The sequence below is a fragment of the Siculibacillus lacustris genome (assembly GCF_004328075.1).
Classification (GTDB): Bacteria; Pseudomonadota; Alphaproteobacteria; order Rhizobiales; family Ancalomicrobiaceae; genus Siculibacillus; species Siculibacillus lacustris.
Map to the genome: position 1 here is coordinate 1 of NZ_SJFN01000019.1, position 15,420 is coordinate 15,420.

The 15,420-nt window shown below is 67.5% G+C and carries 8 protein-coding genes; 4 read left to right on the plus strand and 4 right to left on the minus strand.

Annotation, left to right across the window (positions count from 1 at the left end; all coding sequences use genetic code 11):
* On the plus strand, window positions 1–822 hold an 822-nt coding region (locus EYW49_RS13340), incomplete at its 5' end, for an acetyl-CoA C-acyltransferase (RefSeq protein WP_131310084.1).
* A 120-nt stretch (window positions 823–942) separates the two neighbouring features.
* On the opposite strand, the gene EYW49_RS13345 is transcribed toward EYW49_RS13340, so the two are convergent.
* Window positions 943–1,506, minus strand: a complete 564-nt coding sequence (locus EYW49_RS13345; RefSeq protein ID WP_131310085.1) for a hypothetical protein — start codon at window positions 1,504–1,506, stop codon at window positions 943–945.
* A 187-nt stretch (window positions 1,507–1,693) separates the two neighbouring features.
* Here EYW49_RS13345 and EYW49_RS13350 point away from each other — a divergent pair, with 187 nt between their 5' ends.
* Window positions 1,694–2,413, plus strand: a complete 720-nt coding sequence (locus tag EYW49_RS13350) for a response regulator (RefSeq protein ID WP_131310086.1) — start codon at window positions 1,694–1,696, stop codon at window positions 2,411–2,413.
* A complete protein-coding gene (locus EYW49_RS13355) occupies window positions 2,410–3,762 on the plus strand; it encodes an ATP-binding protein (protein WP_131310087.1) in 1,353 nt (450 codons plus the stop codon). The genes EYW49_RS13350 and EYW49_RS13355 overlap by 4 nt, the downstream gene beginning before the upstream one ends.
* A 12-nt stretch (window positions 3,763–3,774) precedes the next feature.
* Here EYW49_RS13355 and EYW49_RS13360 read toward each other — a convergent pair whose 3' ends face one another.
* The 3 genes from EYW49_RS13360 to EYW49_RS13370 form a co-directional block, all read right to left on the minus strand.
* Window positions 3,775–4,374: a DUF6931 family protein gene (locus tag EYW49_RS13360; RefSeq protein ID WP_131310088.1), complete on the minus strand. Its 600-nt coding sequence runs from the start codon at window positions 4,372–4,374 to the stop codon at window positions 3,775–3,777.
* Window positions 4,375–4,422: 48 nt separating this feature from the next.
* Window positions 4,423–6,351, minus strand: a complete 1,929-nt coding sequence (locus tag EYW49_RS13365) for a type VI secretion system Vgr family protein (RefSeq protein ID WP_131310089.1) — start codon at window positions 6,349–6,351, stop codon at window positions 4,423–4,425.
* Window positions 6,352–6,664: 313 nt separating this feature from the next.
* Entirely contained in the window at window positions 6,665–8,194 is a 1,530-nt protein-coding gene (locus EYW49_RS13370) for a class I SAM-dependent methyltransferase (RefSeq protein ID WP_131310090.1), read from the minus strand.
* Window positions 8,195–8,864: 670 nt separating this feature from the next.
* Here EYW49_RS13370 and EYW49_RS13375 point away from each other — a divergent pair.
* Entirely contained in the window at window positions 8,865–15,308 is a 6,444-nt protein-coding gene (locus EYW49_RS13375) for a hypothetical protein (protein ID WP_165498245.1), read from the plus strand.
* Window positions 15,309–15,420 lie beyond the last annotated feature (112 nt).

Consider the following 15,420-nt stretch of genomic DNA (forward strand, 5'->3'; position numbering starts at 1 on the left):
ATGAGCCAGGCCCAGCACGCCGCCTACCTGCGCACCGGCACCAAGATGGGCAGCCTCGAGCTCACCGACACCATGCTCAAGGACGCGCTGACCGACGCCTTCCACGGCTACCACATGGGCGTCACCGCCGAGAACGTGGCGCGCCAGTGGCAGCTGACCCGCGAGGAGCAGGACGCCTTCGCGGTGTGGTCGCAGAACAAGGCGGAAGCCGCCCAGAAGTCCGGGCGCTTCGCCGACGAGATCGTGCCGGTGACGATCAAGGACCGCAAGGGCGACCGGATCGTCGATCAGGACGAGTACATCCGCATGGGCGCGACGCTGGAGGCGATGGCCAAGCTGCGTCCGGCCTTCGACAAGGCCGGCACGGTGACCGCCGGCAACGCCTCCGGCATCAACGACGGCGCCGCGGCGGTGGTGTTGATGAGCGAGACCGAAGCGGCGTCGCGGGGCGTGGCGCCGTTGGCGCGGATCGTGTCCTGGGCGACCGCCGGCGTCGATCCGGCGATCATGGGCACCGGGCCGATCCCGGCGTCGCGCAAGGCGCTGGCGCGGGCCGGCTGGACGATCGACGACGTCGACCTGATCGAGGCCAACGAGGCCTTCGCGGCGCAGGCGCTGGCGGTGGGCAAGGATCTGGCGTTCGACCGGGCCAAGCTCAACGTCAACGGCGGGGCGATCGCGCTCGGCCATCCGGTCGGCGCTTCGGGCGCGCGGATTCTGGTGACGCTGCTGCACGAGATGCAGAAGCGCGACGTCAAGCGTGGCCTCGCGACGCTGTGCATCGGCGGCGGCATGGGCATCGCGCTCACCGTCGAACGCTGAGACACACCACATCGACCCCGCCGGGCGACCGGCGGGGCGAACACAAAGAGCCCGGGACCGGCACCGCCGATCCCGGGCTCTTCACGTTTCGGACCGGCGCGCGATCCGGTCTCTCGAGACTCAGGCCTGAGTGTCGAGGACCAGCGATGAGGTGCTCGACGAGACGCCGCCGTCGGAGCCGTAGGTGCTCGACGACTTCTGCGCCTTGAGCGCCGCCAGGAAGTCCTCGAGCACGCTCGACGAGGAGGAACCGGAGGACGAGGACGTCGACGACGTGCCGTCGCTCGAGGACGACGAATCGTCGGCGCCACCCTGGGGCGGGGGACCACCGGGGCCGCCCGGGGGCGGCGGACCGCCGGCGCCCTTCTGCGGCGCGGCGTTCGAGAACACCTTCTTCAGTTCGGTCGCCTGCGTGTCGGTCAGCGTGCCGGCCTTGACCTGATCGTCGATCAGGCCTTCGATCTTGGCCTTCATGTCGGTCTTCGACGACGAGGACGACGAAGACGAAGACGACGAGGCCTCGCTCTTCAGCGTCGAATCGATGGTGTCGAGCGCCGAGGAGAGCGCGGATTGGTCGGACGAGGCGACCGTACCGGACGAGACCTCGTCGGCGAGTTGGGACTTCAGGCGTTCGAGGGGAGATTGGCGCGTCGCGTTGGACGGCAGAGCGGAGATGGAGGTCATGGGCTGTCCCTTGCGTGACCGACTCGACCGTCGGCAGTGGATCACGGGGTCCAGACCACGCCGCCGCGGTTGACCAGTCGTTAACAAAACGAGTGCTTGGTTTACGGGTGTTTCTCGGCGCCCGAGCGATACGAACGGAAACAAATTTCCTGGTTCACGGCGCCTCCGATCTGGGCAAGAAACGGCCATGAACACGAGCCCGCACATCCTCGTCGTCGAAGACGATCGGGAGATCAGCGCCCTGGTCGCCCGCTATCTCAGGGTCAACGACTTCCGCGTGTCGGTCGCCGGCGACGGTCGCGAGATGAATCGACGCCTCGCCGACGGCCACTACGACCTGGTCATCCTCGATCTGATGCTGCCCGGCGAGGACGGTCTGGCGATCTGCCGCCGCCTGCGCCGCGACACCCGCCTGCCGATCGTCATGCTGACCGCCAAGAGCGACGAACTCGACCGGGTGGTCGGGCTCGAGACCGGCGCCGACGACTACCTGACCAAGCCGTTCAGCCCGCGCGAGCTCCTGGCGCGGATCCGCGCGGTGCTGCGCCGCTGCCGCGCCGATGCCGATCCGCAAGGGCCGGCGCGCGCCCAGAACCACGCCTTCCTCGGTTTCCACCTCGACGTCGCGGCGCGGCGGCTGACCGATCCGGGCGGCGCCCTGGTCACCCTGACCGCGGCAGAGTTCGATCTGCTCCTGGTGCTGGTCGAGCGACCCGGCCGGGTGCTGTCGCGCGACAGCCTGCTCGACCTCACCCAGGGGCGAGCGCCCGGACCCTACGAGCGCTCGGTCGACATCCTGATCAGCCGCATCCGCCGCAAACTCGAAGGCGACCCACATCATCCCGAGATCATCCGGACGGTGCGCTCGGGTGGCTATCTCTTCGCGGCGGAGGTCGAGAGCACGTGAGACGGCGGCTCGCCAAGCTCCTGCCGCAGAAGATCACCGCACAGTTGGCGGTGGTGGTCGTCGTCTCGGTGGTGATCATCCAGGTCGCCGTCTCGGCGATGTTCCATTTCCTGGGCGAGCCCACCTACGATCCGGTGGTCAATCCGCATCTCGGAACGCTGGTGCGGATGGTGATCGCCCGACCGGCGGGCGAGGATCGCGGACGTTTCGTCGCCGAGATCGATCGGACCTTCCCGTCGCTGCAGATCCACCTCGACGATCACCCGCCGACCGCCGTGAAGAACGCGCCGCCGCCGCCCGCCGGTCACGGTCGCGGTCGGATGATCGACGATCTGAGCAGCCTGGCGCCGGCCGGACTCGTTCAGAGCGGAACCGACGACGAATCGGTGGAGCGGGGGGAGATCCTGGCGCTCGGCCTGTCGCCGACCGAATGGCTGGTCCTGACGGCCGCCGCCCGGCCGCCGCAACCGCTGATCGGGCCGGCGGTGGCGAGTACCGTGTTCGCGGTGATCTGTTCGTCGCTGCTCGGCCTGTGGGCGATGCGCGCCCTGGTCGGGCCGCTCCGGGCGCTGGCCACGGCGGCCCGTGAATTCGACATCGAGGCCGAACCGCTTCCGCTCCCCGACCGGGGACCCGACGAGGTCCGGGTGGCGGTCCGGGCCTTCGACGCGATGCGCGGCCGCATTCGCGTGCTGGTCGAGGAGCGCACCCGGATGCTGGCGGCGATGGGCCACGATCTGCGCACGCCGATCACCCGGTTGCGTCTGCGCAGCGAGTTCATCCCCAACGACGACCTGCGCCGCGAGGTGCTGCACGACCTCGAACTGATGACCGGGATGATCGAAGGGGCGTTGACCTATCTGCGCGAGGGCCGCCACGACGAGGCGCCGGAACTGGTCGACCTGGTGGCGCTGGTCCAGACCCTCGCCGATCAATGGGCCGATCTCGGCCATGCGATCGACTTCACCGGGCCCGACCATCTGAAGCGGCGGGTGCGCAGCCGCGCCCTGACGCGAGCGCTCGCCAATCTCGTCGACAACGCCGCCAAATACGGCTCCGAGGTTCATCTGCGGCTGATCGAGCGCCCCGACGGCGCGGTGCGGATCGAGGTCGAGGACGACGGCCCGGGCATTCCCGAGGCCGAGCGCGAAGCGATGCTGCGCCCCTTCGTGCGCGGCGACGCCGCCCGCAACATGGACGACACCGACGGCTTCGGGCTCGGTCTGGCGATCGCCCGCGCCGCGGTCGAAGCCCACGGCGGCACGCTGACCCTGCTGGCGGCGGTGCCGCACGGGGCGCTGGCCCGGGTCGACCTGCCCGGCCTGCCCGATCCGGCGCGCGCCGCCTGAACCCGACGCGGTTCAGCCGGCGGCGACCATCTTCTTCTGGAAGGCGGCGAGGTCGTCGGCGAGGTCGCTGTCGGCGCGGGCGATCTCCAGGCCCATCGCCAGGAAGTCGCGCCGCAGCTTCGCGGCGATCTCGCCATGGGTGCCCAGCGAGATCGACAGGGCGGCGCGGATCGACTTGGCGGTCAGATCGGGCGGCGGCAGGGTCGCCGAATACTCGTTGACGACCATCGTGCCGCCCGACCAGGCGGCGGCGCGTGTCAGCCAGGTGGCGGCGCGGGAATCGTCGGCGGTGTCGCCGTGGTCGAGGGCGGCGATGCGGCGCTGTTCGTCGGGCGAGCGCGCCCAGTTGGCGGCCAGCGCCCAACTGCGCTTGTCGGCGCCTTCGACGACGTCGCCGGCGGCCATCAGGCAGCGGCAGCCCCACCACACCACTTCGCGCCGCGGCAGCAGGAAGGCCATGAAGGCGAGGGCATCGTCGAGCCGGTCGGCGCGGATCAGGCGCTCGACGAAGTCGAGCGGGGGTCGCTCGCCGTCGCTCGGCGGCACGATCTTCGCCAGAGCGGGAAAGGCCTCGTAGACGTCGGCCACCGTGCCGAAACGGATGCGTCGCATGACCTCGTCCCTCGCGTTCCGCCGGACGGCCGCTGGCCGCGGTCGTCGTCAGTTGATCTTCACCAGGCCCGCCGACAGGTTCAACAGGCCGCCGCCGTCGATTGTGGTCGTGGCGGAGCTGCTCGAATCGAGCGTCAACGACGAGAGCTTCATGCTCGCCGTCGACGTCACTTCGATCATCGTCGACGAGATCGAAATCTTGGTCGGCTCCATGACGATCGTACTCTGACCGACGGTCAGGGTGAGCTTGTTGGTGGCGGTGATGGCGATGGTGTTGTGAACGGTGATCTTCTGATCGTTCTTGATGTCGACGATCTCGTCGTGCCCGATCTTGACCTTGCGGTCGCCGGTCTCGACGTTGAGCTCCTCGTCACCGAACTTCAGGGTCGTGGCGCGCGACGACTCGCCCTGGGGGGTCGGGAAGACCGGACCGATGGTCCGGGTCTCCTGATTGCGCACCAGGACGTCCAAGTCCTTCTGCGCCCGCATGAAGATCTTCTCGGCGTCCTTCTTGTCCTCGAAGTGGAACTCGTTGAAGCCGCCGCCGCCCTTGGTCGAATTGGTCTTGTAGCCGGCCTTGGTTTTTTCGGAGGGCAAGGGATAGGGCGGCATGTTGTCGGCGTTGTAGACGGTGCCGACCACCAGCGGACGATCCGGATCGCCTTCGAGGAAGTCGATCACCACCTCCTGACCGTGGCGGGGATGGAACAGGTCGCCCCACTGCTTGCCCGACCAGACGCGGCCGACGCGGATCCAACAGGACTGCTTCTTGTTGCGGTCCCAGGGGAATTGCACCTTGATCCGGCCGTGCTTGTCGACGGTGATCTCCTCGCCGTCCTCACCGACCACCTTGGCGGTCTGGATGCCGTGGACGATCGGTTTGCGGGTGTGTTGCGGCGCGCGGAACACCTGCGCCGCCGGCACGAAGACATATTGGCCGGAATAGCTGTCCTGGGTCGCCCCGGATTTGGAGCGATAGGCGGAGTTCACGACCGAATGGCTGGCGTGGACCGCCATGTATTCGGCGTTCTCGCTCTTCGAGGGGTGATTCTTGAGATTGATCTTACCGCCCGGATAAATGCTCGGGGCGTCGCCGAGGCCCGCGCGGCGGTGATCCATCGCCTGTTCGGCTTCGAGGCGGACCTTGGCCAAGCTCTCACCGAGCCCGCGTTCGGTGTAGCGGCCGGGGAAGTCGTAGAGTTCCAGCTTGGAATGCTGATAGCTCTCCTTGCCTTCGCGGCTGGTCTTGAGATCGGCGGGCGGCTTCTCGAAATCGTAGTCGTTCAACGTCACCTTGCCGGAGCGGAACATGCGTTCGCTCGACCATTCGTGCAGGTGCTGGCTGGTGCGGACGTAGTTGCCGGTCTGGGGATAATAGGGGATGTCACCGCCGTTTTCGATCGGCTCGTGAGCGCTCGGGGCATCCGCCAACACCATGATGTGCTTGCTGGACGTGTGCTTGAAGAAATAGTAAATGCCGTATTCTTCCATCAAGCGCGATACGAAATTATAATGAGTCTCTCTGAATTGCACGCAATATTCAAGTGGATCATAGGATTGGCTGAGCTTCAACTCATAGTCACTGAAGCCGAGACCATCAAACACTTCCTTGATGATGTCTGGAACGGATTTGTTCTGGAAAAACCGCATATCGGTGGTGAATTGCAGCAGCCAGAACCACGGCCTCAGCTCCAACCGATAGACGAACATGCCCTCGCCGACGCCATGCCACTGCGTGTTGACCAAAATACCGTTGAAATTACGTTTCAAGTCATTGAATGTCTTGACTTCGACGTTGCAGTTCTTTCCGAGAGCCGGCGTGAAGTCGATGACATCCTTGTCGGCGACCGCATCGATCGCGAAGCTGAAACACTCGCTCAAACCCTCGGTGGCGGTCATCTGGTCGAAGAGCACGACGTCCGGGCCGAGGGGGGTCGTCAGGACGGCGATACGGTTCTTCTGTTTATAATCGTTCATGGAACCCTCGGACCGAAAACAGCACTAAGGAGCGTTCGAACCCGGGCCGCCCTCTGGACGACGGCCGCTGCGATCGGAGAACCATGGCCGGAGGGGCGCGGCGATCGCGCCCAATACCTCCCCCCGACCCGTCCGCCTCCGCTCGAGTTCGTCTGAAATCGAACCCCCGAGGTCACCGGCGACAACCGCCCATCGACCTCTCGGACCGGGATAGTGTCATCGATTTGGGGCGAAAGCCAGACGACGGCCTCCGCCCCGAAAATTTCTCGCGAGGCCCCGCCGGCGGCGTCGCGGCCGCCGGCGGGAGGTGTCGTCACACCGCTTCGAGCGCCGTCAGCACCGGCAGGCGGGCCTCGAGGAAGCCCTCGACCAGCACCTTCATGCGCGCCCGGCCGGCGTCGGGATCGGTGATCGCGCGGCCGTCGGCGACCAGCGAGCGGCCGCGGGCGGTCAGCGCCTCCCAGGCATGGGCGGCGATGGCGTCGGCGCTCTCGTGGCCGGCCTCGCGCGCGAGGATGAAGAGGAGGTGGACGTGATCCACCGGCAGGCCGCAGCCGAGCACCGGGCTGGCCAGGAACTTGACCTCGTCACCGTCGCGGACGCGGTCGAGCAGCCGACGGTTGAGCACCCGGGTCGACGCGCGCCGGGCCTCGATCACCGGGGCGTCCTGGACGAAGCCGACGTCGAACTTGGCGAGCAGCACCCGCACCGCCTCGACGATCTGACCGAAGGCGATGCCGCGCGGCTCGAGCGCGGCGAGGAGGTCGGCGATGGTGCAGGGGCCGTCGGCGAGGCGATCGAGAATCGGCTCGTAGATCGCCTTCTGCAGTGTGGCGGTGTTCTCGCCCATCCCGATCTGCAGCGTCACGTCGGCGCGGCGGGTCAGGAGCGTCACCGTGAAGGCGCCGATCTCGCGGCGCTGGCGATCGGAGGAGATCCGCATCGCGCCCTTCACCCAGAGGTCGCGGCGGAAGTTCCGGTTGCTGAAGAAGTCGCGCATCGTCTCGCGGTCGGCGACGTCGCGGATCGATTCGAGGATGCGGATCTGCTCTTCGCCGTGGGTCAGGACGTCGACGTGGTCGAAGAAGGCGGCGGAGCAGGCATAGCCGAGCTTGGCGCCGGCGAGTTCCTCGGCGACCTCGGCGAAGTGCATCGGATGCCAGTCGTCATTGAGATATTCGTGGAGAATGTAGCGCCAGTCGTGGGTCTTGAGCTTGGCGATGCGGTCGGCGGCGAGCGGCTGCGAACCGAGATGGGCCGAACCGGTGGCGAGCAGGCCTTCGGCGAAGGCCAAGGTCGCGCGGACGCGAACCTCGGGGCCGGCGGAGCGGTCGGCGCGCTTGTCGTAGAAGTCCTTCATCAGGCGGCGCACCGCGCCCATCGAAGCCCAACCGGCGGCGAGATTGTAGCTGACGTAGAGGACGCCGCCGACCGCCAGACGGCGGCGGATGAAGTCGACCAGCACCGCCCGATTCTCCGGCGAGACCCAACTCCAGATGCCGTGCAGGACGATGAAGTCGAAGGTCGGGAGGTCGTCGCGGGCGGCGAATTCGGCGAAGGAATCGTCGAACAGCCGGCAGGTGGGGCCGGCGAGATCGCGGGCGTTGGCGACCTGGGAGGGGTTGAAGTCGGTGCCGACCCATTCGGCGTCGCCGGTGGCGGCGGCCACGGCGATGGTCATGCCCTGACCGAATCCGAGTTCGCAGGCGGAACGCAGCGGCGGCGCTTCCCAGCCGGAGGCGAGCAGGGCGAAGCGGGTTCGCAAGGGGACCCAATCGGCGAAGTATTCCTGAAGATAGTCGACGTCGACGGTGTAGCCACCGCCCCATCCTGCCCGCGTCATGTGAGGCCGCCCCCGTCCCGATTTCGGCGTCGGGAGAGAGCCCCGCGCCTGCGCCGGGATCCTAGCCCCGACCCGCGGACGGAAACAACCCGGCAACCGACCGACACTTCGGCCGAGAACCGTGCGCCCGCCGCAAAACGGCAGGGACTCGACGATTCCCGACCGGCGGGGCCGCCCTGCCCTAGGGTCAATCGCGACAAGGGCCTCCACAACCGCCGAGGACTCTGTGGCCCGGCCGCAACAACGGTGGCTTTCTCGCGTCGGAAAGGTGACGTGCCGTCCCGCGCCGCCCCGAACGAGTCCCTGCGACGAGATCACGCATCCGTCGCGTCACCCCGTGATTCCAGGTGGTTAGATCGATGGGAACTTCTTCGTCGGGCGTGGAACGAAAAATTCATCGGTCATCATGTGACTTTTTAGACCCTTCGATGCTGTTGCGGATTCGCCGTGGGGGTGATTATCGTCGGAACGGACGCATGTGGCTTTTTGCGCATTTGGGTGGGGATTTTCGATGATCGCGAACGTGAACGGTTCGAAGGGTGCGACGCGGATTGCTGGCGCGCCTCGGACGGCACTCAAGGTGGCGCTCCTCGCCTCGGCCTGTTTCCTGGTGTCGGAGGGCTCCGCCCTCGCGGTCACGACCAATTGGCTGGGCACGGGTGGCACATCGATGGCCACTGCCACGAACTGGAGCAATGGCACCCCCCAAGGCAACGATGCGACGATCACCGGCAACAGCAATGGCCAGCCGCCGACCGTCTACGGGGGCGACTTCATCACGGTGAATTCGCTGGCCCTGAGCGGCGGCGATCTGGGGATCCTCGCCGGCGGCACGCTGGCGGTGACGACGGTGTTCGACCAGACCGGTGGCACGGTCTCCGGGGGTGGGACACTGCAGATCGGCACCGGTGGTGCCCACGGTTCGCTGACGAACGACCTCGCCTTCGGTGGAACGGTCGCCTTCAATCAGAACGACTCCTCGACTCTCGCGAAGGTGATTTCCGGCGTGACCGGCCTCACCGTCGAAGGCGGCGGCTCGCTGACGATCGGCGTCGCGCAGGGCTACACCGGAGCGACGTTGGTGACCGGGGCATCGACGCTGGTCAATGGCGTGACGAATTCGATCGCATCGTCGAGCGGCGTGACCGTGAACACCGGCAGCACGCTCGATCTCTCCGGCAACGATCTTTCGATCGCCACGGTGACCCTCGCCGACGGCAAGGTCGTCGGTGGCGGCAAGCTGACGTCGACGGTGTCGTCGAGTGGGACGAGCTCCATTGCCGCGCAGGTGACGGGCACGTCGACGCTGCACGTCACGGGCGGCACCACGACCCTGTCGGGTGCCAACGACTACACCGGCGCGACCACCGTCGACGGTGGCGCGACGCTCGCGGCGGGCGCGGCCGGCACGTTCTCGGCCGCCAGCGCGACCACGGTTTCCGGCACTCTGGATCTCGCGACCTTCGATCAGACGATCAACGCCGTGACGCTCACCGGCGGGACGATCGCGAGTTCCGGTGGCAAGCTGACTTCGGCGGTCTCGGCGAGCGGGGCGAGCACCATCGCCGCAGCGCTGGTCGGTACTTCGACCCTGCACGTCACCGGCGGCACCACCACCGTCACGGCGGCCGGCTCGGTGTCCGGGACCACGACGATCGATGCCGCGGGGGGGCTGAGCAACGCGGGTCAGCTCGGGGCGGTGAGCAACGCCGGCACCAGCACCAGCTCGGGGACCGTCGACTCGCTCACCAACACCGCCGGCACCTTCGGCAACTCGGGCACGATCAGCAACGGCGCCACGGTCACCGGCGGCAAGCTGACCACCACCGGGACGGTCACCGGCGGCCTCACCAACTCGGCGGCGGTCGATGCCTCCGGCACGATCGGCGGCGCCATCGTCAACCAGGGCTCCGGGGCCTTCACGGTCACCGGCGCGCTGGCCGGCGACAACAGCTTCACCAACAAGGGCACCGCGACCCTCGTGGTGTCGGGCGGCGACTTCACCGGCATCACCACGCTGACCAACAGCTCGACGGCGGCGACCGGCGTCAGCATCTCGGGCGCCACCACCCTGTCGGCGACCTCGGTCGACAACAAGGCGGGCGCGACGATCGTCAATGCCGGCACGCTGACCACCACCGGCGGTACCACCAACGCCGGGACGCTGACCAACCAGTCGAAGGCGACGATCAACGGCGGCGTGTCGAACTCCGGCAGCACCGGCAACGCCGGCACGATCAACGGCGGCCTGACCAACACCGCGGGCACCACCACCAATTCGGGCAAGATCAACGGCGGCGCCACGGTCACCGGCGGCACCTTGACCACCACCGGGACGGTCTCCGGCGGCCTCACCAACTCGGCGACGGTCAATGCCGCCGGCACGGTCGGCGGCGCCATCGTCAACCAGGGCTCGGGCAGCTTCACGGTCACCGGCGCGCTGGCCGGCGACAACAGCTTCACCAACAAGGGCACCGCGACCCTCGTGGTGTCGGGCGGCGACCTGACCGGCGTCACCACGCTGACCAACAGCTCGACGGCGGCGACCGGCGTCAGCATCTCGGCGGGCAAGACCCTGTCGGCGACCTCGGTCGACAACCAGTCGGGCGCGACGATCGTCAATGCCGGCACGCTGACCACCACCGGCGGCACCACCAACGCCGGCACGTTGACCAACCAGGCGACGGCGACGATCAACGGCGGCGTGTCGAACTCCGGCAGCACCGGCAACGCCGGCACGATCAACGGCGGCCTGACCAACACCGCGGGCACCACCACCAATTCGGGCACGATCGCCGGCGGCGCCACGATCTCCGGCGGCACCCTGACCAATCAGGCGAGTGCCCTGATCAGCGGCGGCCTGACCAGCAGCGGCGGAACGACCGACAATTCGGGCACGATCAACGGGGCCTCGACGATCTCCGGCGGCACGGTCACCAACAAGTCGGGCGGCACCTTCGGCAGCACGGTGACGGTCTCCGGCGGCACCTTCAACAACGACGCCGGCGCCACTGTGACCGGCCTCACCACCGTCACCGCCACCGGCACGATCGGCCTCAACGGCGGCACCTTCACCGGCGGTCTCGACAACTCGGGTACGGCCACGTCGAGCGGCACGCTGTCGGGCGCGATCGTCAACAAGGCGGCCTTCACGGTCAGCGGCGCGACGACCACCGACAACACCTTCACCAACCAGGGCGTCGGCAGCACGCTGTCGGTCAACGGTGGCGACTTCACCGGCATCACGGTGCTCACCAACCAAGGCACGATCAACATCGCCGACGGCAAGAAGCTGTCGGCGGCGACGATCAACAACAATCTCGGCGCGACCATCGGCGTCGGTATCGGCAGCACGCTGCAGGGCACCGGCAACACGCTGAACAATGCCGCGACGATCAACGTCGCGACCAACGGCACGGTCACCGATGCCGGCAACGTCAACAACCTCGCCACCGGCGTGATCAACTTCAACGGCCCGGGCGGCACGGCGACTCTCGCCAGCACCACCAACAAGGCGATCGTCAACGACGGCGCGATCAATCTGAAGAGCGGCGGCCTGACGATCGACGGCACGGTCACCAACCAGAACGCCGGTAAGATCTCCTTCGCCGGCGGCAATGTCGCGGTGACCGGCGACGTCACCAACAAGGGCACGGCGACGATCGTCGTGACGACCGGTGCGGTGACCGGGATCGGCACCCTCGCCAACGCGTCCACGGCCGCGGTCGGCATCGACGTCGCCCTCGGAGCCTCGTTGGCGGCGACCACGATCACCAACGCGGTGGGTTCGACGATCACCAGCGCCGGCACCCTGTCGGCGACCAGCGGCACTACCAACGACGGCACGATCAACGCCGCCGGCTCGGTGCTCGGCGCCGTCACCAACCAGGGCACCGCGACCTTCACGGTCACCGGCGCGCTGATCGGCGACAATACCTTCACCAACACCGGCACCGCCAAGCTGGACGTGACCGGTGGCAACTACACGGGGCTCACCACCGTCGCCAACAGCTCGACCGCGGCGGTCGGCATCAACGTGGCGACCGGAAAGACCCTCGGCGCCGACAAGATCACCAACGCGGTGGGTTCGACGATCACCAGCACCGGCACCCTGTCGGCGACCAGTGGCACCACCAACGACGGCACGATCAACGCCGCCGGCTCGGTGCTCGGCGCCGTCACCAACCAGGGCACCGCGACCTTCACGGTCACGGCGGCGCTCCTCGGCGACAACAGCTTCACCAACAAGGGCACCGCGACCCTGGCGGTGACCGGCGGCAACTACACCGGCCTCACCACCGTCGCCAACAGCTCGACCGCGGCGGTCGGCATCAACGTGGCGACCGGCAAGACCCTCGGCGCCGACAAGATCACCAACGCGGTGGGTTCGACGATCACCAGCACCGGCACCCTGTCGGCGACCAGTGGCACCACCAACGACGGTACGATCAATGCGGCCGGCCAGATCCTCGGCAAGGTCACCAACCAGGGCACCGCGACCTTCACGGTCACGGCGGCGCTCCTCGGCGACAATACCTTCACCAACACCGGCACCGCCAAGCTGGACGTGACCGGCGGCAACTACACCGGGATCACGACGCTCGCCAATACCTCGACCGCGGCAGTCGGCGTGAACGTCGCGACCGGCAAGACCCTCGGCACCGACAAGATCACCAACGCCGTCGGCTCGACGATCACCAGCACCGGCACCTTGTCGGCGACCAGTGGCACCACCAACGACGGTACGATCAATGCGGCCGGCCAGATCCTCGGCAAGGTCACCAACCAGGGCACCGCGACCTTCACGGTCACGGCGGCGCTCCTCGGTGACAATACCTTCACCAACGCCGGCACCGCCAAGCTGGACGTGACCGGCGGCAACTTCACCGGGATCACGACGCTCGCCAATACCTCGACCGCGGCAGTCGGCGTGAACGTCGCGACCGGCAAGACCCTCGGCACCGACAAGATCACCAACGCCGTCGGCTCGACGATCACCAGCACCGGCACCCTGTCGGCGACCAGCGGCACCACCAACGACGGCACCATCAACGCCGCCGGCTCGGTGCTCGGGGCCGTCACCAACCAGGGCACCGCGACCTTCACGGTCACCGGTGCGCTCACCGGCGACAGCACCTTCACCAATACCGGCACCGCGACGCTGGCGGTGACGGGCGGCAGCTACACCGGCCTGACCACCCTCGCCAACTCCTCGACCGCGGCGGTCGGCGTGAACGTCGCGACCGGCAAGACCCTCGGCGCCGACAAGATCACCAACGCCGTCGGCTCGACGATCACCAGCAACGGCACCGCAACTCTGTCGGCGACCAGCGGAACCACCAACGACGGTGCGATCAACGCCGCCGGCAAGATCCTCGGCTCCGTCGTCAACCAGGGCACCGGCACCTTCACGGTCAAGGCTGCGCTGATTGGTGACAACAGCTTCACCAACACCGGCACCGCAACTCTGTTGGTGAACGACGACTTCACCAAGATCACCGCCCTCGCCAATACCTCGACCGCGGCGGTCGGCGTGAACGTGGCGGCCGGCAAGACCCTCGCTGCCGACACGATCACCAACGCGGCCGGCTCGACGATCACCAGCGCCGGCACTCTCTCGGCCTTCTCCGGCACCACCAATGCCGGCACGATCAACGCCTCCGGATCGATCCTCGGCAACCTCGGCAACACCGGGACGCTGAACGCGACCGGCGGATTGACGGTCGACGGAACGCTCAGCAACAACGGAACGGTCAACGCCAATACGGCGGCGATGACGGTCACCGGCGCGCTCGGCGGGTCCGGTACCGTCAACATGGTCAACGGCTCCAAGACCTACACCAACCTGACCGTCGGCTCGCTCTCCGGCGGCGGACAGACGATCAACGTCGACATCGATCGGTCGGTGGGCGGATCGGGCGTCCGTGCCGACACCGTGACGGTGAACGGCGCCGCGGCCGGCACGACGGTGATTCATGTCGCCGACGTGGGCGGGGTCGCCCTCCAAGGAACCGCGGTGCTGCTCGCCACCGTCACCGATCCCTCCAAGGTCACCGTGACCGGGCTGACCTCCAATTCGCTGGTCATCTGGACGCGTCAGGACACCGGCAACACCATTACCGCCGTCTCGTCCCTCAACGCCGGGGCGGCCGGCGCCGGCGCGGCCGCGGTGACCGCGGCCCTGACCTCGATCACCACCGGCTTCGCCGAGCCGACCAGTGCCTTCATCACCGGACCGATCGATCCGAAGCAGGACCAACTATCCTTCGGAACCTGGGTGCGGACCAAGGCCGGTCAGTATCAGGTCGACTCGCGGACGACGGTGACCGGCAATGCCGCGGACTCTCGGTTCCGGTCGACCTTCGAGGGCGTCCAGGCCGGGTTCGACGGCGGCATCTCGGACATCAAGGGATCGGGGTTCAACGCCCACTTCGGTCTGACCGCCGGCTACGTCACTGTGAACAACACCGATCGCTTGTCGGCCGGCATCTCGAAGTCGAGCGTCGAAGCGCCGTTCTTCGGCGCCTATGGCGCGGTCACCGGCAACGGCTACTTCGCCGACCTGCAGGCACAGCGGAATTACTACAAGATCAAGATCACCAACAGCATCGCGATCCCGCTGGGTGAGACCGTCGGGGCTCAGGGCTACAGCGCCATCCTGACCGCCGGCAAGGTCATCCCGATCGGTGAGAGCTGGTTCATCGAACCTTCGGCCGGCCTCAACTACGCGTCCGTGCACGTCAGTGACGTTCCGATCCCGACCCTGACCAACAGCAAGATCCGCGTCGACGATCTGCAGAGCATCATCGGTTCGGTTCGCCTGCGCGTCGGGACGGCTGTGGCGATGACCGACACCTTCGTGCTGCGGCCGTCGGTCCAGCTCAGCTATTGGCAGGAATTCGGCGGCAACGCGACGGCTCTGTTCGATCAGGGTTCCGGGGCGGCCAACCCGACCATCACCACCGATCGGATCGGCGGCTTCGGCCAGATCGGCCTGTCGCTGGCCGGGCAGTCGCTCACCACCGGTCTCACCGGCTTCGTCCGCGGCGACTATCGCTACGGCGCGAAGATCGAGGGTGCCTCGATCACCGCCGGCCTGCGCTACCAGTTCTGATCCGCGGGCAAACGTCCGAACATCGTCGTCGCCTCCGAATCGTCACCGATTCGGAGGCGACGTCTCTCCGGGGGTACCTCCCGGAGTTCCGCCCGAGCCCCCCAGACCCACC

What these genes read in the sequence shown, in the direction of transcription:
- EYW49_RS13345 (WP_131310085.1), bottom strand. Translation starts at nt 1,506, where the DNA reads ATGACCTCCATCTCCGCTCTGCCGTCCAACGCGACGCGCCAATCTCCC.
- EYW49_RS13350 (WP_131310086.1), top strand. Translation starts at nt 1,694, where the DNA reads ATGAACACGAGCCCGCACATCCTCGTCGTCGAAGACGATCGGGAGATC.
- EYW49_RS13365 (WP_131310089.1), bottom strand. Translation starts at nt 6,351, where the DNA reads ATGAACGATTATAAACAGAAGAACCGTATCGCCGTCCTGACGACCCCC.
- EYW49_RS13360 (WP_131310088.1), bottom strand. Translation starts at nt 4,374, where the DNA reads ATGCGACGCATCCGTTTCGGCACGGTGGCCGACGTCTACGAGGCCTTT.
- EYW49_RS13370 (WP_131310090.1), bottom strand. Translation starts at nt 8,194, where the DNA reads ATGACGCGGGCAGGATGGGGCGGTGGCTACACCGTCGACGTCGACTAT.
- EYW49_RS13375 (WP_165498245.1), top strand. Translation starts at nt 8,865, where the DNA reads ATGGCCACTGCCACGAACTGGAGCAATGGCACCCCCCAAGGCAACGAT.